We start from the raw sequence: 24,057 nt of genomic DNA on the forward strand, positions 1-24,057 counted from the left end.
ACGAAAGCTGAAGTTGAGTCAAAACGGCAGGCTGTCACCCAAAGGAGTGAGACCGCCCTGGTCCTGGGCGGAGTGGACCCTTGCGTTCCCGACGAGGAACCTCCGAACTCACGGGTTATCTCTTACTACAGGCGGTGCGTCATCGTTCCTGAGCTGATCATCATGGGTGCCTGCAGGCGGCCTACCGCTAGGACGTACGGGGATCCGTTGCGGCGCAAGGACGCAAGCACTTCGAACTCCCAGCCCGCGAGTCCGTTGGCCGCCAAGGTGTCGTCGATGCCGCGTTCGAGCAATGCGGACAGTCACTGTCGTCGGTGCGAGGTCCAGAGCCGGTTCTCTCGTGCCGCCACTGCTGAATGATCTTGCCAACGCTGTCGCCGACACCGGAAATTCTGCCAGTCGGCGGGATAAAACGTCCTGTTCGGACAGTTACCGCATCTTCACCAATTCAGGTCCCTTGTGACACGGGACACAAAGGTGCATGCTCGAAGGCAGTCGTTACTCCGAACGTGAAAGGCAGGTGGTGCCGTGGCAATGCGCTTAAGGCGAATGGTCGCGCGCTCCCTGCCGCATCCCCGCGGCTGAGCTGAGAAACATCGGCGCGGTCGCGATTGTGAGCGGCGGGTCCAGCCTGATCGAACTGTGCATCGCGCGTCGACGCGTTGAGTCCCGCTCTGGACTCCGCGCCAGTCGGGCGAGGGCGGTTGCGACCAGACAAGTCCATCCGATCCGGGTGCGGCGGTCAGAGCACGCCGCACCCGGCCTTTGTATCGTTGGCTTCCACCCACCCACGGAGGCGACGTGGAATTCAACGACGACGCGGGTTTGGACACCTCTCAAGTCGAGGACCTGCGGTCATCCGGCGGCGGCGGTACTGGCGGCCGCGTTCTGCTCGGCGGCGGCGGGCTCGGCATCGTCGGCCTGATCATCTACTTCGTGATGTCCCAGTTCGGCGGGGTCGCCGGGCTGGACGGCGGCAATTCCGCGACCGGACTCGGCGACGTCCCCAACGGCCAGCGGGTCGACAACGCTCGCATCTCCGAGCAGTGCCAGACCGGCCGGGACGCCAACACCAACCACGACTGCGCACTGGTCGCGGTGATCAACTCGGTCCAGGGCTACTGGCGCGACCAGTTCGCCCGCTCAGGCCAGACGTACCAGCAGGCGCCGACCAACTTCTTCAAGGGCAGCGTGCGCACCGGCTGCGGCAGCGCGACCGCGGACGTCGGGCCGTTCTACTGCCCCGCCGACTCCGAGGTGTACATCGACCTGGCGTTCTTCGACCAGCTGCAGTCGCAGTTCGGCGCGCAGGGCGGCACGTTCGTCGAGGCCTACGTCCTGGCCCACGAATATGGCCACCACGTGCAGAACCTGCTGGGCACATCCGATCGGGTACGGACCAGGCGCGGGCCCACGTCCGATGCGGTACGGCTCGAGCTGCAGGCCGACTGCTACGCGGGCGTCTGGGCGAACCACGCCACGACCACCCCGAGCCGCAACGGAGGCCAGCCGCTGATCAGGTCCATCAGCGACGACGACATCCGGCGCGCGCTGGACGCGGCAGGCCGGATCGGCGACGACTTCATCCAGCGTGAGCTGGGCGGCGGCCGGGTTGACGAAAGCCAGTTCACCCACGGCACGTCCCAGCAGCGGGAGAAGTGGTTCACCACGGGCATTCAGTCGGGCAATCCCACGCAGTGTGACACGTTCCGCGCCAGCAACCTGGGCTGACGGTGGCCCGCGGTCTCGCTGTTACCGCCCGCACCGGCAACCTGAGCTGACCGCTGCCCCCGCGTGCCTTCAGAATTCGGCAACGAACACGGCGGCCGTCCAGTTCCAACCCTGACAGATCTACACGAATGGGTTGACAATGCTTGACGGGGCGCCCCAAGCATGGAACGCCCCGTCAACAAGGTACCGGCTGGCTTAGCTCGCCACGCCGTGACCGTGCGGCGCGGTGGCCGACAGGCCACGGGCCTTGGCCATGGTCCGGGCCTCAGCGCGCTCCGAACGCGGAGGTACGCCGTTCACATCCTCCGTGCTGTGGCCGTACGCGGTGACCACGTAGGAGATCGCGGTGGCCTGCGTACCCAGGGCCTTGCGGTTGATGTTGAACAGGTTGTCGCAGGCGGAGTGGTAGCACTTGTCGTACGCCACGCCAGCCTGGCCGCCCCACTTGGCCGCCTGCTCGGCGGTCATGATGCCTTCGGCGCCGGTGAACGTGCCACCGGCCGGGATGCCCTGGGCGATGAACTCGCCGTAGTCCGAGCGGCCGCTGAAGTCCGTACCCTCCGTTGGCACGCCCGCCGCGTCGAACCTGGCCTTGAGTGCTTCCTCGATCGGTCCGGACCCAAGCGGGCCCGGACCGGCGCCTTCCTGGTCGGAGTCGTCACCGTCGTAGAGGAAGTGCGCGGCGTTCGGCGAGCCGACCATGTCGAAGTTCAGGTACAGCGCGATGTCCAACTGCTGCTCGAACGACAGCGACCGCACGTACTCCGTCGAGCCGATCAGGCCGAGCTCTTCCGCACTCCACCAGCCGAAGCGGATCGCGTTGTTGACCTTCGGCGAGCCGCCGAGCTTCAGCGCGGTTTCCAGCAGGACGGCCGAGCCGCTGCCGTTGTCGTTGATGCCGGGGCCCTCTTCGACTCCATCGAGATGCGCACCGGCCATCACGACGTTGTCCTTGCGCCCGGTCTTGGTCTCCGCGAGCACGTTGAACGTCTGGCGCGTTTGCTCCTCGCCGCGCACGTCGACAGTCACCGAGGCGGGCGGCGTCGCGGCCAGGGCCTCGCCGTCGGCCTGCGCGATGCCGACGGTTGGGATCCGAGCGGCCGCCGGGTCACCCACCGTGCCAAGCAGCCCGCCCGGGACGTTGTTGTAGACGACGGCTGCGATCGCGCCCGCGTCTGCGGCGACCTGCTGCTTCTGTGCGAAGGAACAGGCGCCGCGCTTGATCAGCGCGACCTTGCCGGTGACGTTCACGCCAGCGTAGTCGGTCGCTTCACAACCAGGAGTGGCGTCGACCGGAACCGGAACGAGCGGTGCGGTCACGCCGCCGACCGGGGTCGACTTGCTGTAGGTCATCATCTGCGTCGGGATCGAGCGGCCGTCCGCGGTCAGCGTCTGGTTCTCGATTTCGAAGCTGGTGAACGAGAAGTTGTGCAGCGTGACGTCGTATCCGACCGCCTTCAGCTTGTCCGCGATGTAGTTCGCCGACTGCGCGTGGCCAGCAGTGCCCGCGGCTCTGTTACCACCGTTGCGGTCAGCGAGGCGCTGGAAGGCGATCAGATGGCGGTACACACCGTCCACAGTGACACTGCGTGAGATCTTCTCGGCCAGCGATTCACCTTGCGGCGCGGCGGTTGCCGGCACCGTAGCGAGCGCGCAACCGACGGCCGCGACGGCGAGTACCGTCGTGAACCGAGTCGTTGCCTTGACGGACATGAACATTCCCTCCTGCTGATGGGCAGTCAACGTCTCCGGACCGAATGCCGGAGTCAAGAGTTACCTGCGAATGTCGGCATCTTTCAGACGCGGGCAGCGAAATGGGGCGCCTCGGCTGGGCGCCCCATTCCGGTTGTGCCGACTCGGCTAGCTCGCCGCGTCGTGATCGTTCGTTGCCGAAACCGAGAAGGTCTTGGCAGCGGCGCGGGCCTGAGCCCGCTTCGGACGTGGCGGCACGCCGTTCACATCTTCGGTGCTGATGCCGTACGCGGCGATCACGTACGAGATCGCGGTGGCTTCTTTGGCCAGCGCCGAACGGTTGATGTTGAACAGATTGTCGCAGGCTTGGTGGTAGCACTTGTCAAAGGCCACCCCGGCCTGGCCGCCCCACTTCGCGGCCTGCGCGGCAGTCTTGATCACCTCGGCGCCGGTGAACGTGCCACCGGCCGGGATGCCCTGCGCGATGAACTCGCCGTAGTCCGAACGGCCGTCGAAGTCCTTGCCTTCGGTCGGCACGCCACCAGCGGCGAACCGGGCCTGCAGCGCAGCCTCGATCGGACCCGAGCCGGTGGGGCCGGGGCCCGCGCCGACGTTGTCGGAGTTGTCACCGTCGTAGATGAAATGCCCGGCGTTGGGCGAACCGACCATGTCGAAGTTCAAGTACAGCGCGATGTCCAGCTGCTGCTCGAACGACAGCGAGCGCACGTACTGCGTGGAACCGACGAGACCGAACTCCTCGGCACTCCACCAGCCAAACCGGATCGCGTTGTTCACCTTGGGCTTTCCACCAAGCTGCAACGCGGTTTCCAGCAACACGGCCGAACCGCTGCCGTTGTCGTTGATGCCAGGGCCAGCCTCGACGCTGTCCAGGTGCGCACCGGCCATCACGACGTTGTCCTTGCGCCCGGTCTTGGTCTGGGCGATGACGTTGAAGCTGGTTCGCGCTTCCGAGGTCGCCTGCGCGTTGAGAGTCACCGACGCGGGCGGGGTCGCGGCCAGGGCCTCGCCGTCAGCCAGCGTGATGCCGACGGTCGGAATCACGGCGTTCGCAGGGTCGCTCAGGGTGCCCGCGAACGGAAGCGGGTCTGGGACGTTGTTGTAGATGACCGCGGCGATCGCGCCTGCGGCTCCGGCAACCTGCTGCTTCTGCGCGAAGGGGCAGGCGCCACGCTTGATCAGCGCGATCTTGCCGGTGACGTTGAGCCCTGCGTAGTCGGAGGCTTCACAGCCAGGAGTGGCGTCAACCGGAACCGGAACGAGCGGCGCGGTGAGACCAGCGGCCGGAGTCGACTTGCTGTAGGTCATCATGTGCGTCGGCACTGAGCGGCCGTCGGCGGTCAGCGTCTCGACCTGTGGCACGAAGTAGATGAACGGGAACTCGTGCAACGACACGTCGTAGCCCGCGGCACGCAGCTTGCCCGCGATGTAGTCAGCCGACTGCTTGTGGCCAGGGCTGCTCGCGACGCGTGTGCGGCCGTTGCGGTCGGCAAGGCGCTGGAACGCGATCAGATGGCGGTACACACCGTCCACAGTGACGTTGCGTGAAACTTTCTTGGCCAGCGCGTCACCCTGTGGAGCGGCGGTGGCCGGCACAGTGGCGAGCGAAAGCCCGACGGTCGCCGCGGCGATGACCGTCACTAACCGTTTCGTTGCCTTGACGGGCATGGACATCCCTTCCTGCATGGGTGGTTCGTCACCCTCTCCCCGCACAGGACTGGAGGTCAAGTGTCAGATGCGAATATGGCCATTCTTTAGTGGTGCGAAGGCTCCGAAACGAGCAAGCTCCGGCAGCCGTCCAGCCCATCGACCTCGATTGACCATTCCGGACGGACGAACTGCTCAGGGGTGACCGCCAGTCGCTCGTTGAAAACCATTTTTCCCTTGACAGATCGTCTTTCCACGCCATCGGGACGGTAACCGAGTTTCCGGCTTACGTTCTGCGAAGCGACATTGTCACTGTGCGCGCCGGAAGCCATACGCTCAGCACCGAGATAGTCGAACGCGAACATCAGAATGGCGGCACGCATTTCGGTGCCGTACCCATTGCCCTGATGCGCCTGGCCGAGCCAGGAACCCGTGTGCATCTCACGTGTGACAGCGAAATCCGTGGCGGCCGCGCCCTGCATGCCGATGACCCGGCCGTCCACTCTGGTCAGAAAGTTCAAGCTCCAGTCGTCGGGCGTGAACGAAGCCCGCTGCAGCCAGTAGAACTTGACCCACTCGATGGGCGGCCGATCGGTCCACGGGACCGTGAACGGCATCTTGTCCGGCGCGTGCACCCCGGCGTTGGCGACTTCGACGAGCTCGAACAGGCCCGCGTCGTCGTCCGGCCGCAGTTCGAGGCGTGGAGTGCGGATAACGAGGTTTCGCAGCGGCCAAGGATCCATCCCCCGAGCGTATTCACCCACGCGAGAGGTTTACCGTGGTGATGTGTATGCAATCGTGGCCCGCGAGCCGGGTGGACCTGACGTACTGGAATGGACCGAGGTGCCAGACCCCAAGGCAGGGCCGGGCGAGGTGCTGATCGAGGTCGCGGCGAGCGCGGTGAACCGCGCGGACCTGCTGCAGCGCCAAGGCTTCTACCCGCCACCACCGGGCGCGCCGAACATCATCGGACTCGAATGCTCCGGCACGATCGCGGCATTGGGCGAAGGCGTGACGGACTGGAAGGTCGGCGACGAAGTCTGCGCACTGCTCGCAGGCGGCGGCTACGGACAACTGGTCGCGGTCCCGGCGGGGCAGGTCCTCCCACTGCCTGACGGCGTCGACCTGGTCACGGCGGCATCATTGCCGGAGGTGGCGTGCACGGTGTGGTCGAACATCGTTCAGCACGCGGGGCTGCAGTCGGGCGAGATCCTGCTCATCCACGGCGGCGCCGGCGGCATCGGCACACATGGGATCCAGGTCGGCAAGGCGCTTGGCGCGACTGTGGCGGTGACTGCCGGGTCTGACGACCGGTTGGCTCGTTGCGCTTCGCTTGGCGCGGACATCACGATCAACTACAAGACCCAGGATTTCGTTGAGGTACTGGGAAAACGCGGCGCCGACGTGATCCTCGACAACATGGGCGCATCCTATTTGGACAGGAACATCAAGGCGCTTGCCAGCGACGGCAGGTTGATGGTGATCGGATTCCAAGGTGGACGGAAGGCCGAGCTGGACTTCTCGAAACTGCTGCCGAAGCGCGGAACTGTGGCCTCGCTTGGACTTCGTGGCCGTCCGGTGAGTGGCCGGGGCAGCAAGGCTGAGGTCGTGGCTGGTGTCCGGGAAGGACTGTGGCCGCTGATCGCGTCGGGCAAGGTGAAGCCGATCGTGCATGAGGTGCGGCCAATGCAGGACGCCGCTGGGGCTCACGCGGCGCTGGAAAGCGGTGGCGAGGTCTTCGGCAAGATCATCCTCAAGGCTTAGTTCCAGCCCGGTCACCCTCGTGAGTGGTTAGCTGAGTTAGAACTCGGCTAACCACTCACGAGGGGTTTTCAGTGGCGTAGGTCAGCGACCGCGTCGACCAATTGGTCGACCTCGCTCGACGTTGTGTAGTGGGCCAGCCCGACCCGGACCGCGCCGCCGACTTCGCTCACGCCCAGCGCGGTGAAGACACCGCTGGGCACGTCGTCGGCGAATACACAGATCCCCCGGTCCGCCAGAGCCACGATCGCGTCGGCGGCCTTCATGTCGCCGATGGTGAATGCCAGGACCGGGATTTTTCGCATCGCGTCGCCGATCACCATCACGTTGCGGATCGCCCGCAGCTCCGAGATCAGCTTCGCCAGCAGCCCAGCCAGGTATGACTTCGCCGAGGACATCGAGGTCAACAGCCGTTCACGGCGCGTCCCAGTCGCCGCGTCGTCCAGCATCGCCAGGTAGTCCACCGAGGCGACCAGCCCAGCCAGCAGCGGATACGCGTGCGCCCCGAGCTCCAGCCGGTCGGGGCCACGCGTGCCTGGGTCCAAAGCGCTGGTCGGCAGCCGGTCGAGCAGATCCGGGTCGGCGAACACCAGCGCACCGACCGCGGGGCCGCCCCAGGCTGAGGCCGATACGGCGACGATGTCCGCGCCCATGGCCTTCATGTCGATTGGCATGTACGGGGCCGCCGCTGAGGCGTCGACCACCATCAACGCTCCGACGCTGTGGGCAATGTCGGCGATCTTGCGGACGTCTGTTCTTGTGCCGACCGCTCCGGAGGCCGCCGTCACCGCGACGACCTTCGTTCGGCGGGACATCAGGCTTTCGTACTGCCACGCTGGCAGCTCGCAGGTCTCTATGTCGATTTCGCCCCATCTGATCGCCGCGCCTGGCCGTTGGGCCGCGCGCAGCCATGGTGCGATGTTGGCCTGGTGGTCCAGTCTCGACACCGCGAGCTCGTCACCGATCAGCCAGCCGCTGCCCATCGCCTCGGCCAGCCGTTGCAGCAACACGGGTACGTTCGGGCCAAGAACCACTCCAGCGGGGTCACCCCCGACGAGGTCGGCGACCGCCCGGCGGGCTGCGTCGGCGATGGCCTCGGCTCGTTGTGACGCCGGGAAGGCGCCACCTGGTCCGGACACGGGTGCGCGCATCGCCGTGGCCACTGCCATGGCGACCTGCTCTGGCACCTGCATACCGGCCGATGCGTCCAGATGAATCCAGCCGTCACCCAACGCGGGGAACAGCCCACGGATCCGAGCGACGTCGAACGCCATGGTCACACCGTACGGACCGGTCCAAGTGTCGCGACCGCTACCCTCGGGTATGTGGTCTTTCGGGGGACACGACAGCTTCCATGAGCGGGTCAGGATGGGACAGATGAGCCAGCCAGAACAGAACGGCAAGGACGACGCACACCACGTGGTCGTGGTGGGCCCGGACGGGTCTCCACTTGGCGCCGCGCGCATTCCGGACGGCTCGGAGGCAGGCGACAACCACGCCGAGACCATCGGCGACATGGTCGAGCAGCCAGCCAAGGTGATGCGGATCGGGACCATGATCAAGCAGCTGCTCGAGGAGGTCAGGGCCGCTCCGCTCGACGAGGCCAGCCGCACGAGGCTCAAGGAGATCCACGCTTCCTCGATCAAGGAACTCGAGGAGGGCCTCGCGCCGGAGCTGCGGGACGAGCTGAACCGGCTCACGCTGCCGTTCACCGAGGAGAGCGTGCCGTCGGACGCGGAGCTGCGGATCGCGCAGGCGCAGCTTGTCGGCTGGCTGGAGGGCCTTTTCGCGGGCATCCAGACCGCGTTGTTCGCGCAGCAGATGTCCGCACGGGTGCAGCTGGAGCAGATGCGCCGCGGCGCGTTGCCGCCCGGCTTGGGTGAGCAGCAGCCGCACGACGCGACACGTGGGCAATACCTCTAAAGGCAACTTTCCGGGCACGCTAGGCGTCCACCAAACGTGCCGGGAACGATCAGAGCCGTCCTGGTCGCTGGGGTCGTCGTGGTGTTCGCTGGGTCACTTTTCGGGCTGTGGAGCTTCAAGGTGATCGGCTACGACACGGTCAGCGGCCAGGCCACATTCGATATCAGGGGCGTCATCGGGCCGGACAAAGGTCCGCCGTGCCCCGCCGACCGACGCTATATGGACGAACAACCCACCGGGCTGCGCGACGACGTGGTCGCCGAATTCGAGAAGATCAAGGCCGAGGCGCGCGAACAGAACGTCACGCTGTGCCTCAACGACGGCAAACGCAGCAGCCGCCAGCAACAGGCCCAATTCGAGGACTACGTCCGGCGCTACGGCAGCGTCGAGGAAGCCAGCAAACACGTCCTTCCTGCCGGTCGTTCGATGCACGAACTGGGCACGGCGATCGACGTCCAGCCCTTGTCGGCGGCGAGCTGGCTCGAACGCACCGCGGGTTCGTACGGCTGGTGCAGGCGTTATGAGAACGAGCCGTGGCATTTCGAATACGACCCGAATTACCGCAATGGATGCCCGACGATGCTGCCGCATGCCTAGCGCACTTACCATGCCTTTTCATGCGCAGCACAGGTGTGGGTGAGCCCAGTGACCGACCGGTCACCGAAGGGGTGAATGGCCGCCGGTACTCTCGGGAACCGTGCATGCGACGAGCACGATCGACCGTCCGATGACGGCGGCAGAAACTCCTCTCGACAACCCCAGCCGGACCTTCGGCCGGGCGTGGGAGGACATCCGCAACGGCTTCCGCCAACGCGACCTGTGGGGCCATCTCGGCTGGCAGGACATCAAGCAGCGCTATCGCCGCTCGGTGATCGGCCCGCTGTGGATCACGCTGAGCATGGCGGTCACCGCGACCGGTCTCGGTCTGCTGTACTCGCAGCTGCTCGGCGCGCCGATCGGGACGTTCCTGCCGTATCTGACGGTCGGTTTCATCGTCTGGCAGTTCATTCTCGGCTGCGTGACCGAAGGCACCGAGACCTTCATCGCCAACGAAGGCCTGATCAAGCACCTGCCCGCGCCGCTGTCGGTGTACGCGCTGCGCACGGTGTGGCGCCTGACCTTGATGATGGCGCACAACCTGCTGGTCTACGTGATCGTGCTGGCGATCTTCTTCGGGGACCTGACCACGCCTGGCTACATCATCAGCACGCCAGGCCAGCCGCAGCCCGGCCTTGACTGGTCGGTCCTGATGGCCATCCCCGCGTTCTTCGTGCTCGCGATCAACGGCGTGTGGGTGGCGCTGCTGTTCGGTGTCATCTCCACCCGCTACCGCGACATCCCGCAGGTCATCGGCGCGCTGATCAACCTGGCGTTCTTCGGCACGCCGATCGTGTGGACGCCGGACCTGCTGTCGCGCTTCGGCGGCGGTGACTGGCGCGTGCTGATCGCCGAGCTCAACCCCATCTACCACTTCCTCCAGATCATGCGCGCGCCACTGATCGGCAACACGCAGAGCTGGCACCACTGGGCAGTGGTCGGCGGGATCACGATCATCGGTTGGTTGTTGGCACTGGTGGCGATGCGCAACTACCGCGCACGCGTCCCCTACTGGGTCTGAGTGAGGCAGGACAGCACATGGTCAGCATCGACGTCTGGAACGCCTCGGTCGACTTCCCGATCTTCGACGCGAAAACCCGTTCGCTGAAGAAGGCCGTACTCGGCAAGGTCGGCGGCACGATCGCGTCCGACAGCCGGATCCCGGTGATCGAGGCCCTCAAGGACATCAACCTCTCGCTCAAGGACGGCGACCGCGTCGCGCTCGTCGGCCACAACGGCGCGGGCAAGTCCACGCTGCTGCGGTTGCTTTCCGGGATCTACGAGCCGGTCACCGGTGGGTCGAAGATCGTCGGCAAGATCGCACCGGTCTTCGACCTCGGCGTCGGGATGGACCCGGAGATCTCCGGGATCGAGAACATCATGATCCGCGGACTGTTCCTCGGCATGAGCCGCAAGCAGATGGAGTCGAAGATCGACGACATCGCGGAGTTCAGCGAGCTGGGCGACTTCCTGCAGATGCCGCTGCGGGCGTACTCGACCGGTATGCGCGTGCGGCTCGCGCTTGGCATCGTGACCTCGATCGACCCGGAGATCCTGATCCTGGACGAGGGCATCGGCGCGGTGGACGCGGCGTTCATGGACAAGGCCCGCGAACGGCTGACCGACCTGGTGAAGCGCTCCGGTCTGCTGGTGTTCGCGTCGCACTCGGACGATCTGCTGATGGAGCTGTGCACGTCGGCGATCTGGATGGACGGCGGCCGGATGAAGATGCAAGGCAGCCTGCGTGAGGTGCTGACGGCCTACAAGGGCCGAGATCCATACGAGTACATGAGCCCGGAGATGCTCGAGCGGCTCGGTGTGACCGCTGGTGGCGATTCACGATGACGAAAGCTCTGGGGCCGGACTCCGTTGTCGCTGTCGTCGTCACGCGGCACCGGCGTGAACTGCTCGTCGACTCGCTGAAGATCCTCGGTGCGCAGACGCGCCCGCCGGACCACCTGATCGTGGTCGACAACGGGCCGGACCAGCCGGTCGAAGACCTGGTCAACGCGGCCGCGGTGCCGTCGACCTATCTCGCGTCGCACCGCAACCTCGGTGGCGCCGGTGGTTTCGCGCTGGGCATCCTGCACGCGCTCGCGATGGGCGCCGAGTGGGTGTGGCTGGCTGACGACGACGGCAGGCCCGCGGACGAGAACGTGCTCGAGGTCCTGCTGAGCGAGGCCAAACGGCGTGGGCTCGCGGAGATCTCGCCGATGGTCACGAACATCAACACCCCGGACACGCTGGCGTTCCCGCTGCGCCGCGGCCTGACCTGGAAGCGGCACACCTCCGAGCTTGGCACGGATTTCCTGCCAGGCATCGCTTCGCTGTTCAACGGCGCCTTGTTCCGTGCGTCCACTTTGGACGTCATTGGCGTGCCGGACTACCGCTTGTTCGTGCGTGGCGACGAGGTCGAGGTGCACCGCAGGCTGGTGCGTTCCGGTTTGCCGTTCGGCACGTCGTTGCGCGTGTCGTACCTGCACCCGGACGGGTCGGACGAGTTCAAGCCGATGCTCGGCGGCCGGTTCCACGCGCAGGACCCGGACAACGAGATCAAGCGGTACTACACGTACCGCAACCGTGGATACATCTTGTCCCGCCCGGGAATGCGCAAGATCGGCGCCCTTGAGGTCCTGCGGTTCGGCCTGTACTTCCTGACCGTGCGCAAGGACCCCAAGGCGTTCCTGCAGTGGCTCAAGCTCGTCCGCCAGGGCCAACGCGAACACTTCTTCCGCTACTGACGCTTTCCAGGCCGAACACGGCGAGTGCGGTGTTGTCACTCAGAAAAGGCAACAGCTGCACTCCGTCCAAAGCGGACGCGAGCGCGAGCAGCACCCCGGCGCTGCCGGTTGCGACGTCCATCGACAGCCGGAACAGGTGCGTACCAGGGAATGCCACATGACCCTGGTACGGCACCGCGTGCAGCGCCAGCCACTCCAGATGCTGATCAAGGGCCCGTGAGGCGTGTGGGTCCGGATCGCGCCGCAAACCGGCGGCCAGCGCGCCGATCAGGCCCGCACGGCCGAGCATCAGCCCTGGCTGGATCACGAACTCGGCCAGCAGCGCGCGCCGCAACTTCGGTAGCTCACTGGCCACGGACGCGCCAGGCCACGCGGTCAGCAGTTCCTCCATCGCGATCGCGATGCCCGCGCTGCCGACCTCCAGGTATGGCAACGTGTTCTGCCGGTCGCGAACCTGCAATGAGCCGTCCGGTGTCCGTGCGCATTCCATCAGGTCGCGACGTATTGCCAGGTCAGCGTGGTCGAGCCAGCCGCGGTCCCTGGTGCGTTCGAAGAGCCGCAGGAACAGCAGCGCCGGGCCGGACCAGCCGTGCATCAGGCCGGCGCGCCCGCGTTTCGGCAGGGCCGCGTTCTCCAGCATCGCGGTGAGCTTGCCGCCGATCTCGATCGCGTGCCACAGGTGCCCGGCGTCCTGCCTGCTGGTCGCGAGATGCAGCAGGTTGAGCCCGACCCCGGCCAGTCCCGCGCGCAAGCTGTGGCACGTGATGGACGCCAGTTGTGGTTCGACCTTCTCGATCAGCCGGTCGGCGTCGTCGTGGTAGCCGAAGTTGTCCAGTACGTGGATGGCGCCGTGCGCGCCGTCCCAGAACCCTGCTGTCGCAGGGGGTTGCTTGCGTACGGCGTCGATGAGCCACTTCTCGTGTGCTGGGAACCGGCCGAAGCCACTGACGTCCAACACGTGCAGCACACCTGCTGCGCCGTAACCGAACCCGGTGCCGCCGTTGGCGAATTGCTGGATATCGCCGGGGAAAAGGCGATCCGTGCGGTGTGGTGTCGCGCTGGCGAGCACACCGTCGGCAATGGACCTGCGGACCGACGTCCAGTTGATGTCGGGCTGGTCCAACGGGGTGCGCCTGCGGGCTGAGCGTGCCGATCGCGGGCGCAGCTCGGCGAGGACTTCTTCGAGGTAGCCCAGCGGCAGGTCGAACCGCTTGCGAACCTGGCGGACGAAGTCGGCGAGCTTGTCCGGTTCGAGGTCGAGCGCCATCGTCATCGGCAGGAACATCCACAACCGCAACACCGCGAAGGCGTAACGGTCGACTTCGTATCCGCTGCGGTCGGCGGGCGCGCGGAATCCTGGTGTGCCGCCGCTTGGCCTGCGCCGGTCCACCGCGGCGAAGGACAGCTCGAAGTCCACAAGGGACACTGAATCGTCGTCGTCGACGATGATGTTGCGGTCGTTGAGATCGCCGTACACCAGGCCGCGGCGATGGATGCCGGCGAGGACCCGTTCCACTCTGGCCAGTAGCACGAGCACTCGTTCGACGTATCGGTTGAGGTCGGTCTTGGTCAGATCCCGTTGTGTCAGCGGGTAGTTGCGGGCGAGCCAGCGGCTGAGCGGCACGCCGGGCATCGGGCTGATCAGCAGGACTTCGTTGCCTGACACCGAGATCCGGCCTTGCAGATCTGGGGTACCGGGCACGCCTGCGAGCCGGATCAGTGTCCTGGCTTCACGGTCGAGCCTGGTCACCGCATCGGTGCCGTCCGGGTCGAGGCCGGTGTGCGGACGTGCTTCCTTGAGTACGTACTGGCGGCCGTCGGATCGGCGGCTCGCGAGGTACACGCCGCCCGCGTTGGTCTGCTGCAGGACCTTCAACACCTGGTACCGGCCGACCTCGCCTGGTTGCTGTGCGTTGACGTGCGGCTTGAGAAATTCGGGCAATTCGAGCCAACCAGGCAGGCCAACTGGCTCAGGTACAACTTCACCGTCCGGCCGCTCGATGGCCGGTATCAGCGCACCCCTTGAATTGGTGATCATACGTTCGACAAATCCGCCATAGCGCACGTAAAGCGGACCGTCGGCATAGCGCAAGTCGCCAGGGATATGCGGTCCTCGGACGCCGTCCAGTTGGCCGTTCAGGTCTTCGAGAACGCTTTTCAGATCGTGCTCGCCGGTCGGGTAAATCGTGATCAATTTTCCACTGACGGACCGATCAGCGTACTTCGCGTTACGATTTGCGTAAATTCGGGGCGAGCGCAGGAATTTGAACGGCAGCCGGGCGGCGACACAGTACGGACGGACCACTTCGAGCACTCTCGCGGCATCCGCGCCGGTCGCGGACACGTGCACCTTCCACCCCTGCATCGGCAGGTTGACGCCGTCATGCAGACAGACGTGCCAATCGCCTCGATCGAATCGGCGCCAGCCGGACGCGCAACCGGAAAGTGAACTGACCCAGCTTTCCAGCGTCTCGATTCCGTAACCATCGGCGTCGTAGAAGTAACGATCCGCGAAACAGAACGCCTCATAACGCAGATCCATGCCGGCAAGCGCCTCCCCAAATCCCATTCCGCCATTCGCGCCCGAGTAGGAAATAATTTCCGCACGAAACCAACGAGAGGTCGATCCGCCGTTCGAGGGTTCACACTGCCAATTAGACGACTGCCCGCATTGGTTACCGCCGAGTATCCGAGAGCGTTCCGTCAAAAAATGACGGAAAACACCCGATCGCCGCGCCCCGCTCCGCCGTATGCAGCATTGCCGCACAGTCCATCACGGACTATCACTGGTTACCTAGAGTAGCGGATCTACCGAGAGTGTGTCGCCTGATGAGAGGTTCACCCTAATGAAGCTTGACACCGGCATTAGTGTCCTTGACGTGCATCGCATGTTCCCGATCACCCCGCCACCCGCCGCTTAGGTCGTGTTTCGACTGTCCCGGTCGATGAGAGCCTGCCCCGGCCGGAGGCCGGAATAGGGGATACAGCGGGGCGGTTCCTGGCGTCGCCGCGGCGACGCCGCGAATACTGGTTGTCTTTGGGCGTTGCCGCGGTGGCGTCAGGGGCCGTATCCGGCCCGGCTATCGCGACCCGGGCAGTCGAAACACGAGCTAGCGGGGCCGAGCTGAATCACGCGCGGATGGATTCCGCGCGCGGTGAAACATGCCTGATCGCCCCGCAGACGAACAGCATCTGTTCCTTCTGCGTTGGAGCGTTTTACCTTGTCCACAAAGGTGTTTCTGATCTTTGCCGGTGTCCTGTGGGGAACCGGCGGCTTGAGCGGCGCGTTGCTGCACAACCTCACCGGCCTGCACCCCCTCGCCGTCGCCGCGTACCGCTTGCTCATCGGAGGCGTTGTCGCGACGGCATTTTTGCCCACACAGATCCGACGAATCCGGTTCACCAGAGTGGTGATCCGAAGGCTGCTGAGCGTCGGTGTGTTGTTGGCGATCTTCCAGGCCAGTTACTTCGGTGGTGTGGCTATGACTTCGGTCAGTCTCGCCACATTGGTCACGATCGGCAGCTCGCCGGTGATCATCGCGGTGATCGGAGCAGTTCGATCCCGGCGGCTACCGAGTGCCAGGACGATGGTGTGCATTGGGTTGGCGTTGGCTGGACTGGCGCTGCTGGCCGGGATGCCGTCCACCCGGGACACTTGGCAGACGGCGTCAGGGATCTTGTTGTGCCTCGTGGCGGCTTCGGGATTCGCGGCTTTTACCGTGATCAACCGGGTTCCGGTGCTCGCCGCCGGTCCGACGATCTCGTTGGGTCTGTTGGTCGGCGGAGTCGTGTTGCTGCCCTTCGGCTTGTCGCTGGGAATGGCTTTGCCTTGGCGGGCCGATGTTTTGATGACAGTGTTGTTCCTGGCTTTGGTGCCTACCGCCCTGGCTTATGGCTTGTATTTGCGGGCTTTGCGTGGGGCGAGTGCGGTGGCCGCGGCACTCTCGGCTGTGCTTGAACCCCTGACCGCGACTGTCTTGTCGGTGTTGTTCTTCGACGAGTCACTGAGGTTGGTTGGTGCTCTTGGCGGCTTGCTGCTCGGGGTCGCGCTGGTCGTGAACTATTCCGCCGAGAGCGGATCTGCTCAGGGTGAACCCGCGTTGCCGGGGCCGCGCCGCGGTGCTGGAGTGGAATCATGACCGAGCCCAAGAAGAACGCCCTCGTGCTGCACCTCGTCAGCGGCGGGGAGCCTCTGGTGTACGCCCTGTCCGTGGCGGCTGCGAAGGATCTGGCTGGTCGGCTGCAGACCTTGATGAACTCGGGTGGGGTGGACGCTCCTGAGCTTGAGGACGGCTCCCGGGTGACCGTCAACTTCGCGCACGTCGCCACCGCGCATTTCGACGAGCTGCCGCCCTTGTCCCAGGTCTATGGCAGCGCGGCCAAGAGCGGCCGCGGGTTCCGAGGCTGAAAAACCCTCGTGAGTGGTTAGCCGTGTTAGAACCCGCCTAACCACTCACGAGGAATTCAGAGCTGGTAGAGACGGGCCCAGTTTTCGCGGCTGGTCAGCTCCGGCATCGCTTGCTTGTATTGCTGCTGGACCGCGTTTCCTTCGGCCATGAAGCGCTTCAGGATCGTTGCTGTTCGCTTGGCCAGCTTCATCATTTGGTCGCGGTCGTATTTGCGCAGGCGCACGCCTTCTTGCGATGCGTCTGTCACGGCTACGTTCGCGAAACGCGAGACGTGCCACCACGTTGCGTCTTCCAGGCTGACCGCTCCACGATCCACCGAGTGCTTGCCTAGCAGTTGGTTCGTGATTTGCTGCAGCAGTCGGACTGGCTTGTTCTTGGGGGATGGGCCTGCCGGGATCAGGGGCAGTTCACCGTTCTGCAGTTCTGGTACGTCTGCCGGGCTGTGCCTGAATGTGTCCGGGTACTGGGCGCGCAGGGCTCGGATCTCGGCCACCACCGCCGCGCCGCCGTCGTGCAGGATCGACGGGCCCACGAGGAAGTCTTCGACTGCTTTCAGCATCGTTGCTGCCAGGCCGTACTGCATCGAGAGCAGGTAGCGGGTCAGCTGGGCGGCGATCACCCTTGCCACTCGCTTTGTGTTGAACGGGCTGTGCAGGGCTGCCGTGATCATCGAGTTGCGCAGGTTGAAGTACCTGTGCCAGTCGTCCCAGTCTTTCCAGTTGAAGTCCGCGTGCCAGACTCCCGCGCCTGGCAGGGTTACCGTTGCGAAGCCCGCTGCCTTCGCTCGGTAGCCGTATTCCGCGTCGTCCCATTGGAAGAACACCGGCAGGGGGTAGCCGACCGCTTTCACTATCTCCGTTGGGATCAGGCAGGACCACCAGCCGTTGTAGCCTGCTTCGACCCTTCTTTCCTGGCGGTTTGGCTTGCCGGTTTCCGCATCGACACCGAGTAGGTCCGCGTTGGACAGTGCCCCCGCCGAGACCCTTCCGGCCGCTAGGCCTTCCAGGTCCGCGTATTCCGCTCCTACGTGCAAGTTGTTGGGGTGCAACAGGTTCAGCATTTGGCCGCCGACTATCACCGGGTGTGTCGTACGGTTGGCGAATGCTGTCAGGCGGATTGCGATGTCTGGCTCGAGCAACACGTCGTCGTCCATGAACAGGACGTTCGCGTGGTCGGATTCCTTCGCGGCTTCAAACAATCCGCGGGTGAAGCCCGCTGCTCCGCCGAGGTTGGGCTGCTGGATGTACGCGAGCTTCTTGCCCAGTTTCTTCGCGACCGACGCGAACTTCGGGCGGGAGTCCACGGTGTCCGTGCCTTGGTCTGCCACGTAGATCGTGTCTACGACCGCCAGCGCGTCAGGGTCCGCTGCCAGAGCTTCGAGGGTGTTCAGGCAGTCGTCGGCACGGTTGCACGTGCAGATCACCACTGCCGTTGGCCGGAGCGTGTCGGGCGGGGCGACGGTCCAACGCACCTGTGACACAGCGAGCGTCTCGCCCACGCCGGTTTCGATGTCGAGCCACAACGCTCCGCCGTCGATGAAGCGGTCGAGCTTCGCGGACAGCGTGACGGGGCCGTCAGTTGACACAACTGACGAGGTGATGGTCCGGGGTACGCCTTCGAAGTCCGACGCCTGGACCGTCACGCGGCCGGTGCCGGTGGCGACCAGTTCGACGCTTACTTCGCGCACGACCGTCCAGCGCTGCCAGTAGCTTGCGGGGAAACGGCCGAAGTACGTGTTCATCGACACGGCCGATGAGGGTTCGACCGAGATGCCGTCGCGGGTTCGCCGGGCTGTTCCGGCCGTTACTTGCGCGTAGAGGTCTTCGCTGACCAGCGGGGATGGGCCGGTGAACAGGGCGCGCTGTGCGACAAGGCTTGCGGGCTTCTGCGGGGCGCGGCCGTTGCTCCGCGGTGTGCGGGTGCTGGTCCGGGCCGGGGCGGTTTTGCCGGGCATCGCGCCTCTCTCAGTCGCGGAACACCACGGTCCGCAACATCACGAAGTTGATCAAGGTTGCCGTGCCCTGGGCGATCACCCACGCCACGGTGAGGTGCCACCGGAAGTCGCCGAGTAGGTGCAGCATCAGCGCGTTCACACCAACGTTCACAAAGAACGTCGTGGTGTAGAGCAGCATGAACTTCGCTACCGGCGCGGCACCGCCCGAGGCGTTGAACGTCCAACGCCGGTTGATCAGGTAGGCGGTGGTGGTACCGAGGATGAAGCTTATCGCCTTCGCCGCGTGCACCCACGTACCCACCGCGACCAATGCCTGGTAGCTGCCGTAATCCACGCCCGCGGCCAGCACTCCGACCACGACGAACCGAAAGATCTGGGTCAGCAAACCCACACTCTGCGAACCGGTGGGAGAGGAGCCAGCGTCCGCAGCGTCCAATGTCGTCACCATGATTCCTCACTGCTCGGCGCCCCAAGCAGTCTAAAAGTCGGCCGTCGGTACGCTCAGCCGGGTGGAGCGACGCGGCGAAAGGTGCGCGCCGACGTCGCCCCTGACCGGACTCTTTGTCTCCGATATGCCCGTAAAGGATGAGGCTCACGTGATCGACGCGGTTGGCAGCCCACAGTCCCTGTTGTTGCTCGGCGGCACCTCCGAGATCGGCCTCGCGGTCGCCGAGCGCTACGCACGTCAGCGACCAGCATTGCGGGTCATGCTCGCGGGCCGCTTGTCCGACCGTCTCGACGCGGCCGCAGCTCGGTTGCGTGAGGCGGGCGCGACGGTCTCCACGTTGGCGTTCGACGCGCGTATGCCCGACACCCACACCGAGGTGATCGAGAAAGCGTTTGCGGACGGCGACATCGATGTGACCATCGTCGCGTTCGGTGTGCTCGGTGACCAGGAAGAGGCGTGGACGAACGTCGACGTCGCGCGCGAGCTGGCGGAAATCAACTACGTCGCCGCGTTGACCATCGGCGTGCCGCTCGCCGAGCGCCTGCGCAAGCAGGGCCACGGCTCGATCGTCGCGTTGTCATCCGCGGCCGGTGAGCGGGCCCGTAGGTCGAACTTCGTGTACGGCTCGACCAAAGCCGGTTTCGACGCGTTCTACACGGGCCTGACGTACGCCCTCAAGCCGCACGGCGTGACCGTCACGGTCGTCCGCCCGGGCTTCGTGCGCACGAAGATGACCGAGGGCCTGAAAGCGGCTCCGCTGTCCCAGACGGCCGACCAGGTCGCCGACACCGTGGTCAGCGCCGTGCGCAACCGTCGTGAGCAGGTATGGGCGCCTGCGGCGATGCGTGGCGTGATGTCGATCCTGCGGCACGTGCCGCGGCCGATCTTCCGCAAGCTGCCGTTCTAGCCAGAATGCTGGGGTGTCCGAGCGGGCACCCCAGCATGAAGGCTCAGAGGTAGACGGCCAGCGCCAGCGAAGCGACCCACGTGATACCGAGGATCTGCAGGACGCGATCCTTCAGCGCGATGTCCTCGGGTGCTCCGGCGGTACCACCGTCAACGTCCACGGCGTAGCGCAGCACAGCGATGACGAACGGGATCATCGAGACCGAGGACCAGACCGAGTTGTGGTGGTCCTGGCGGATCTCGAACGCCCACAGGCCGTAGGTCATGATCACCACGGCCGCTGACGTTGCCCAGACGAACCGCAGGTAGCTGGACGAATACTTGGCCAGCGAGGCCCTGATCTTCGCGCCGGTCTTCTCAAAAAGAGTGATCTCGGCATACCGCTTGCCGGACACCATGAACAACGAGCCGAACGCGGTCACCAGCAGGAACCATGGCGACAGCGGGATACCGGCGGCCGCACCACCGGCGATCGCACGCATCAGGAAGCCGGAGGCCACGATGCACAGGTCGATCACGGTCTGGTGCTTGAGACCGAAGCAGTACGCGAGCTGGACGATCTCGTAGACGCCGATCACCACGGCCAGCTCCCAGCTGGCCACGAACGAGATGCCGAGCGCGCCGAGGAACAGCACAACCGCGATGACCCAGGCGAGCTGGGTTGGCACGATTCCGGCCGCGATCGGCCGGTTGCGCTTGGTCGGGTGCGCGCGGTCCGCTTCGACGTCCAACGTGTCGTTGACGAAGTACACGGCCGACGCGGCGAGGCAGAAGGCGACGAACGCGATCCCGGCGTCAGCAAGGACCGCGGTGTCGGTCAGCCGCGACGCGGTGAACGGCGCGGCCAGCACCAGGATGTTCTTGATCCACTGACGTGGCCGCGCGGTCCTGATCAGACCGGCGACCACGTTGGTGGATGCCTTGGGCACCTGGGTGGCTTCAGTTGCTTCGTCCACTGTGTTGCCCATGACGTCCCTTCCGACCCTTCAGCTTGCGGCGCGCTATCCCACCGATGGCGGCACCGAGAACGGAACCGGCCACCACGTCACTGGGGTAGTGCACGCCGAGCACCATCCTCGACAGGAGCATCGGCGGAACCAACATCGGTGATAGCCGCTTGCCGGTAAGCGCTCCATAAACAACGGCCGCGGCCGTTGTCGACGTCGCGTGTGCCGACGGGAAGCTCAGCTTCGACGGCGTGCCGACGTGCACCTGCACAGTCTCATGGTCCGGCCTCGTGCGCTTGACCACACGCTTGACCACGACAGACGCAGCGTGTGCCGCGAACACGGCGCCAGCGGCCACGAGCCAGTCCTTGCGGCGCTCACGGTCGACGGCGGCGCCGACCGCGCCGATCGCCAGCCAGCCGAGGCTGTGCTCACCGAAGTGCGACATGCCGCGGGCGACCTTGATCACCGCGGGTTTCGCGATGGCGTCCTGCACCGAGGCGAGGACCGCGATCTCCTTGGAATCAGGCATCGAACGACCCGTCGAGCGGCGCGCCCGTGGTCAGGTGCGGCGCGACCTTGTTGTCGAACGTGCTCAGCGCGGAGCCGATCGCCATGTGCATGTCGAGGTACTTGTAGGTGCCGAGCCGTCCGCCGAAGATGATGTTGCGCTCCTTGGCTTCGCCCTTGATGAGCTCGCGGTAGCGCTCCAGCTTGGCGCGGTCTTCCGGCGTGTTGATCGGGTAGTACGGCTCGTCGTCTTCCTTGGCGAACCGCGAGTACTCCCGCACGATGACCGTCTTGTCGGCCGGGTAGTCGCGCTCCGGGTGGAAGTGGCGGAACTCCAGGATCCGGGTGAACGGCACGTCCTCGTCGGCGTAGTTCATCACCGAGGTGCCCTGGAAGTCACCCGTGGTGGACACGACCTCCTGCTCGAGGTCGACCGTGCGCCAGCCGAGGCGGCCCTCGGAGTAGTCGAAGTAGCGGTCGACCGGGCCGGTGTAGATCGTCGGCGTGCCAGCCGGGATCTGGTCACGGACCTCGAAGTAGTCGACGTTCAGCCGGACCTCGATGTTCTCGTGCTCGGCCATCTTCTCCAGCCACGCGGTGTAGCCGTTTTTCGGCAGACCCTCGTAGGTGTCGTTGAAGTACCGGTTGTCGTAGTTGTAGCGGACCGGGAGCCGGGTGATGATGCTCTCCGAGAGCTCCTTCGGGTCCGTCTGCCACTGCTTGGCGGTGTAGTTCTTGATGAACGCCTCGTAGAGCTTGCGGCCGATCAGCGAGATCGCCTTCTCCTCGAGGTTCTGCGCGTTCTTGGTCTCGAACTCCGATGCCTGCTCGGCGACCAGTTGGCGGGCCTCGTCCGGCGTGAACGCCCGGCCGAAGAACTGGTTGATCATCGCGAGGTTCATCGGCAGCGGGTACACCTGGCCCTGGTGGTTGGTGTAGACCCGGTGCTTGTAGTCAGTGAACTCGGTGAACTGGTTGACGTAGTCCCATACCCGCTTGTTGGACGTGTGGAACAGGTGCGCGCCGTACTTGTGCACCTCGATCCCGGTTTCCGGTTCGGCTTCCGAGTAGGCGTTGCCCCCGATGTGCGACCGGCGCTCGAGCACCAGAACCCGCTTGTTCAGCTTCGTCGCGGTCTGCTCCGCGACGGTGAGACCGAAGAATCCGGCACCGACGATTACCAGGTCATAGCCATCGAAGTTCACGGGCGCTGAGGGTACCGACTCGGCTGCGGTCACGTTCGACCAGCCCCTTTAACGGAGGAAGAACGCCTGCGCAAGCATTATCAACAGGCGTGTCGTTTGCGGTTTGTTAACCAGGGTGCGCTCCCGACGGCCAACCTGGTGCGCGGGCTCCCCCGCCCATCGCGTCGGCTGATCGTCGGGAGCGGTTGCCCCCGCCCCTCCGGTGTGCTCACTGGCACGTCAAAAGAGACGTCCATGCTGGGGAAGCGGTTCCACAGGGTCACACGAATGGCGTAACGCTAGACCGAAAGGTCGCTTGACCTGCGCCTTTCAGCCCACGCTGAAGGGTGGTCAGTTGCCCTGCGAACGGACTAATCCGGTGGGAAGATAACCGACATGATCAAGACAATGGGACGTATCGCCGCCGGTGTCGCGGCGGTGGGAATCATGTTCGGTGCTGCTGGCACCGCCTGGGCTGACTGGATCTACATCGGCAGCTACCCGAGTGAGGAACGGTGCGAAGCCGAGGCTGTCAAGTACCGCAGCAGCGACGTCGGCGCCAAGTGCTACTACGACCGCGGCCACGCCGAGTGGGACCTCATGATCTGGTCTATCGGCGGCTGAGCAGGCAGCTAGTGAGAGGGCGGGCCGGGGGCTCGCCCTCCTTCTCGGGTCAACGCAAGGCCGGTAGGACCTCGGCGGCGATGTCCTCCACGAGCTGCTCGGAGCCCGCGAAGATGCCGTCGTGCCGCGGCCACGGCACGGTCACGTCCGTGAAACCGAGCTCATCCGCGCGGCCAAGGACGTCCCGGAAATGCTCGACGCTCGTCAGCACGTACTCGGGCGCGCCATCCAGGTTCAGGTACCGGTCGATGGTCGCCTGGTTACGTCCCTCGCCCTCCAGAACCGATGCGAAACGGTTGGACACCTCGGCCACCGAGGCCCACCAAGCGTCCATGTCCTCGACAGGTTCGGCGCCTGTGGTTACCCAGCCGGTGCCGTAGCGGGCGGCCACGCGCATGGCCTTGGGGCCGTTGGCGGCCACGACGAACGGCAGCCGTGGCTTCTGTACGCATCCCGGGGCGTTGCGCGCCTCGACGGCCTCGTAGTACTCCCCGCGCCACGTGGTCTTGTCCTGGCGCAGCAGAAGGTCGAGGAGCTCGACGAACTCAGCGAAGCGCGCAGCGCGGCTACGCGGCGGGTTCGAGCCCATGACCATCGTGTCATAGCCTGCGCCACCTGCGCCGACGCCCAGGATGAAGCGACCGTCGGACACGTCGTCGACGGCCGTCAGCTCGCGGGCGAACGGGACCGGGTGGCGGAAGTTGGGTGACGCGACCCAGGCGCCGAGGCGGATCTTGGAGGTCACCATGGCCGCCGCGGTCAGCGTCGGGATGGCACCGAACCAAGGCCCGTCCACCAGGCTGCGCCAGCCAAGGTGGTCGTAGGTCCACGCGTGGTCGAAGCCATATTCCTCCGCGGCACGCCACTTGGGCTCGGCTGCCCACCAACGATGTTCCGGGAGGATTTCGATACCAACTCGCACGATGATCGACCGTAGCGCCTTCGCCTATCTGTCGCCCAGCTTA

Annotated in this window: 23 protein-coding genes; 11 read left to right on the plus strand and 12 right to left on the minus strand. The window is 65.3% G+C overall.

All coding sequences use genetic code 11. The annotated features are described in order from the left end of the window. Positions 1 to 125 precede the first annotated feature (125 nt). Positions 126 to 293, minus strand: a complete 168-nt coding sequence (locus LWC34_RS18770) for a hypothetical protein (protein ID WP_233726477.1) — start codon at positions 291 to 293, stop codon at positions 126 to 128. Positions 294 to 801: 508 nt separating this feature from the next. Between LWC34_RS18770 and ypfJ the strand changes: the two genes are divergently transcribed. Beyond that, positions 802 to 1,731, plus strand: a complete 930-nt coding sequence (gene ypfJ, locus LWC34_RS18775) for a KPN_02809 family neutral zinc metallopeptidase (RefSeq protein ID WP_233726478.1) — start codon at positions 802 to 804, stop codon at positions 1,729 to 1,731. Positions 1,732 to 1,926: 195 nt separating this feature from the next. Here the strand turns inward: ypfJ and LWC34_RS18780 are convergent, their stop codons facing one another. From LWC34_RS18780 to LWC34_RS18790, 3 genes are all read right to left on the minus strand, one after another. Beyond that, positions 1,927 to 3,444 carry a M28 family metallopeptidase gene (locus LWC34_RS18780; RefSeq protein WP_233726479.1) on the minus strand — a complete coding sequence of 506 codons (1,518 nt, stop codon included), beginning with the start codon at positions 3,442 to 3,444 and terminating at the stop codon, positions 1,927 to 1,929. Between the two features lie 147 nt (positions 3,445 to 3,591). Beyond that, the gene (locus LWC34_RS18785; protein ID WP_233726480.1) at positions 3,592 to 5,127 is read right to left on the minus strand and encodes a M28 family metallopeptidase; all 1,536 of its coding nucleotides are present in this window, start codon (positions 5,125 to 5,127) and stop codon (positions 3,592 to 3,594) included. Between the two features lie 68 nt (positions 5,128 to 5,195). Next, positions 5,196 to 5,831, minus strand: a complete 636-nt coding sequence (locus tag LWC34_RS18790; protein ID WP_233726481.1) for a GNAT family N-acetyltransferase — start codon at positions 5,829 to 5,831, stop codon at positions 5,196 to 5,198. 43 nt (positions 5,832 to 5,874) lie between these two features. On the opposite strand from LWC34_RS18790, the gene LWC34_RS18795 reads away from it, so the two are divergent. Continuing rightward, positions 5,875 to 6,852, plus strand: a complete 978-nt coding sequence (locus LWC34_RS18795) for an NAD(P)H-quinone oxidoreductase (protein WP_233726482.1) — start codon at positions 5,875 to 5,877, stop codon at positions 6,850 to 6,852. A gap of 68 nt (positions 6,853 to 6,920) precedes the next feature. Here the strand turns inward: LWC34_RS18795 and LWC34_RS18800 are convergent, their stop codons facing one another. Next, positions 6,921 to 8,123: a cysteine desulfurase-like protein gene (locus tag LWC34_RS18800; protein ID WP_233726483.1), complete on the minus strand. Its 1,203-nt coding sequence runs from the start codon at positions 8,121 to 8,123 to the stop codon at positions 6,921 to 6,923. Positions 8,124 to 8,226: 103 nt separating this feature from the next. Between LWC34_RS18800 and LWC34_RS18805 the strand changes: the two genes are divergently transcribed. The 5 genes from LWC34_RS18805 to glfT1 all read left to right on the plus strand — a co-directional run bounded on the left by LWC34_RS18805 (position 8,227) and on the right by glfT1 (position 12,110). Continuing rightward, positions 8,227 to 8,772, plus strand: a complete 546-nt coding sequence (locus LWC34_RS18805; RefSeq protein WP_233726484.1) for a bacterial proteasome activator family protein — start codon at positions 8,227 to 8,229, stop codon at positions 8,770 to 8,772. A gap of 36 nt (positions 8,773 to 8,808) precedes the next feature. Continuing rightward, positions 8,809 to 9,369, plus strand: a complete 561-nt coding sequence (locus tag LWC34_RS18810; protein WP_233726485.1) for a D-alanyl-D-alanine carboxypeptidase family protein — start codon at positions 8,809 to 8,811, stop codon at positions 9,367 to 9,369. Between the two features lie 130 nt (positions 9,370 to 9,499). Continuing rightward, on the plus strand, positions 9,500 to 10,390 hold the full coding sequence (gene wzm / locus LWC34_RS18815; protein WP_233728744.1) for a galactan export ABC transporter permease subunit Wzm/RfbD: 891 nt from the start codon (positions 9,500 to 9,502) through the stop codon (positions 10,388 to 10,390). A 17-nt stretch (positions 10,391 to 10,407) separates the two neighbouring features. Next, positions 10,408 to 11,214: a galactan export ABC transporter ATP-binding subunit Wzt/RfbE gene (gene wzt / locus LWC34_RS18820; protein ID WP_233726486.1), complete on the plus strand. Its 807-nt coding sequence runs from the start codon at positions 10,408 to 10,410 to the stop codon at positions 11,212 to 11,214. After that, the gene (glfT1, locus tag LWC34_RS18825) at positions 11,211 to 12,110 is read left to right on the plus strand and encodes a galactofuranosyltransferase GlfT1 (protein WP_233726487.1); all 900 of its coding nucleotides are present in this window, start codon (positions 11,211 to 11,213) and stop codon (positions 12,108 to 12,110) included. Before wzt ends, glfT1 begins: the two co-directional genes overlap by 4 nt. Here the strand turns inward: glfT1 and lanKC are convergent. Continuing rightward, a complete protein-coding gene (lanKC, locus tag LWC34_RS18830) occupies positions 12,064 to 14,652 on the minus strand; it encodes a class III lanthionine synthetase LanKC (protein WP_233726488.1) in 2,589 nt (862 codons plus the stop codon). The two genes, glfT1 and lanKC, sit on opposite strands and share 47 nt — an antisense overlap. 679 nt (positions 14,653 to 15,331) lie before the next feature. On the opposite strand from lanKC, the gene LWC34_RS18835 reads away from it, so the two are divergent. After that, entirely contained in the window at positions 15,332 to 16,249 is a 918-nt protein-coding gene (locus LWC34_RS18835) for a DMT family transporter (protein WP_233726489.1), read from the plus strand. Continuing rightward, complete coding sequence (locus LWC34_RS18840) at positions 16,246 to 16,518, plus strand: hypothetical protein (protein ID WP_233726490.1); 273 nt, start codon at positions 16,246 to 16,248, stop codon at positions 16,516 to 16,518. Before LWC34_RS18835 ends, LWC34_RS18840 begins: the two co-directional genes overlap by 4 nt. A gap of 56 nt (positions 16,519 to 16,574) precedes the next feature. Here the strand turns inward: LWC34_RS18840 and LWC34_RS18845 are convergent, their stop codons facing one another. Together LWC34_RS18845 and LWC34_RS18850 are read right to left on the minus strand one after the other, a co-directional pair. Continuing rightward, complete coding sequence (locus LWC34_RS18845; protein ID WP_233726491.1) at positions 16,575 to 18,473, minus strand: glycosyltransferase; 1,899 nt, start codon at positions 18,471 to 18,473, stop codon at positions 16,575 to 16,577. Positions 18,474 to 18,483: 10 nt separating this feature from the next. Further along, complete coding sequence (locus tag LWC34_RS18850; RefSeq protein WP_372496549.1) at positions 18,484 to 18,921, minus strand: GtrA family protein; 438 nt, start codon at positions 18,919 to 18,921, stop codon at positions 18,484 to 18,486. A gap of 148 nt (positions 18,922 to 19,069) precedes the next feature. Here LWC34_RS18850 and dprE2 point away from each other — a divergent pair, with 148 nt between their 5' ends. Beyond that, a complete protein-coding gene (gene dprE2 / locus LWC34_RS18855) occupies positions 19,070 to 19,828 on the plus strand; it encodes a decaprenylphospho-beta-D-erythro-pentofuranosid-2-ulose 2-reductase (RefSeq protein WP_233726492.1) in 759 nt (252 codons plus the stop codon). A 43-nt stretch (positions 19,829 to 19,871) separates the two neighbouring features. Here dprE2 and LWC34_RS18860 read toward each other — a convergent pair whose 3' ends face one another. The 3 genes from LWC34_RS18860 to glf are packed head-to-tail and all read right to left on the minus strand — an operon-like array spanning position 19,872 to position 22,489. Beyond that, positions 19,872 to 20,795, minus strand: a complete 924-nt coding sequence (locus LWC34_RS18860; RefSeq protein WP_233726493.1) for a decaprenyl-phosphate phosphoribosyltransferase — start codon at positions 20,793 to 20,795, stop codon at positions 19,872 to 19,874. After that, positions 20,767 to 21,306, minus strand: coding sequence for a phosphatase PAP2 family protein (locus LWC34_RS18865; protein ID WP_233726494.1), 540 nt, complete (start codon positions 21,304 to 21,306; stop codon positions 20,767 to 20,769). Before LWC34_RS18865 ends, LWC34_RS18860 begins: the two co-directional genes overlap by 29 nt. After that, complete coding sequence (glf, locus tag LWC34_RS18870) at positions 21,299 to 22,489, minus strand: UDP-galactopyranose mutase (protein ID WP_233726495.1); 1,191 nt, start codon at positions 22,487 to 22,489, stop codon at positions 21,299 to 21,301. The genes LWC34_RS18865 and glf overlap by 8 nt, the downstream gene beginning before the upstream one ends. Before the next feature lie 375 nt (positions 22,490 to 22,864). Here glf and LWC34_RS18875 point away from each other — a divergent pair, with 375 nt between their 5' ends. Continuing rightward, positions 22,865 to 23,092, plus strand: coding sequence for a hypothetical protein (locus tag LWC34_RS18875; RefSeq protein ID WP_233726496.1), 228 nt, complete (start codon positions 22,865 to 22,867; stop codon positions 23,090 to 23,092). Positions 23,093 to 23,141: 49 nt separating this feature from the next. Here the strand turns inward: LWC34_RS18875 and LWC34_RS18880 are convergent, their stop codons facing one another. Next, on the minus strand, positions 23,142 to 24,014 hold the full coding sequence (locus tag LWC34_RS18880) for an LLM class flavin-dependent oxidoreductase (RefSeq protein ID WP_233726497.1): 873 nt from the start codon (positions 24,012 to 24,014) through the stop codon (positions 23,142 to 23,144). Between the last annotated feature and the right edge of the window lie 43 nt (positions 24,015 to 24,057).

Source organism: Kibdelosporangium philippinense (genome assembly GCF_021390435.2).
In the GTDB taxonomy this organism is placed as follows: domain Bacteria; phylum Actinomycetota; class Actinomycetes; order Mycobacteriales; family Pseudonocardiaceae; genus Kibdelosporangium; species Kibdelosporangium philippinense.

Coding starts and splice junctions, on each gene's coding strand:
- LWC34_RS18780 (WP_233726479.1), bottom strand. CDS start 3,444: ATGTCCGTCAAGGCAACGACTCGGTTCACGACGGTACTCGCCGTCGCG.
- LWC34_RS18785 (WP_233726480.1), bottom strand. CDS start 5,127: ATGCAGGAAGGGATGTCCATGCCCGTCAAGGCAACGAAACGGTTAGTG.
- LWC34_RS18790 (WP_233726481.1), bottom strand. CDS start 5,831: ATGGATCCTTGGCCGCTGCGAAACCTCGTTATCCGCACTCCACGCCTC.
- LWC34_RS18800 (WP_233726483.1), bottom strand. CDS start 8,123: ATGGCGTTCGACGTCGCTCGGATCCGTGGGCTGTTCCCCGCGTTGGGT.
- LWC34_RS18805 (WP_233726484.1), top strand. CDS start 8,227: ATGAGCCAGCCAGAACAGAACGGCAAGGACGACGCACACCACGTGGTC.
- wzm (WP_233728744.1), top strand. CDS start 9,500: ATGACGGCGGCAGAAACTCCTCTCGACAACCCCAGCCGGACCTTCGGC.
- wzt (WP_233726486.1), top strand. CDS start 10,408: ATGGTCAGCATCGACGTCTGGAACGCCTCGGTCGACTTCCCGATCTTC.
- glfT1 (WP_233726487.1), top strand. CDS start 11,211: ATGACGAAAGCTCTGGGGCCGGACTCCGTTGTCGCTGTCGTCGTCACG.
- lanKC (WP_233726488.1), bottom strand. CDS start 14,652: ATGGATCTGCGTTATGAGGCGTTCTGTTTCGCGGATCGTTACTTCTAC.
- LWC34_RS18840 (WP_233726490.1), top strand. CDS start 16,246: ATGACCGAGCCCAAGAAGAACGCCCTCGTGCTGCACCTCGTCAGCGGC.
- LWC34_RS18845 (WP_233726491.1), bottom strand. CDS start 18,473: ATGCCCGGCAAAACCGCCCCGGCCCGGACCAGCACCCGCACACCGCGG.
- LWC34_RS18850 (WP_372496549.1), bottom strand. CDS start 18,921: ATGGTGACGACATTGGACGCTGCGGACGCTGGCTCCTCTCCCACCGGT.
- LWC34_RS18860 (WP_233726493.1), bottom strand. CDS start 20,795: ATGGGCAACACAGTGGACGAAGCAACTGAAGCCACCCAGGTGCCCAAG.
- LWC34_RS18865 (WP_233726494.1), bottom strand. CDS start 21,306: ATGCCTGATTCCAAGGAGATCGCGGTCCTCGCCTCGGTGCAGGACGCC.
- LWC34_RS18875 (WP_233726496.1), top strand. CDS start 22,865: ATGATCAAGACAATGGGACGTATCGCCGCCGGTGTCGCGGCGGTGGGA.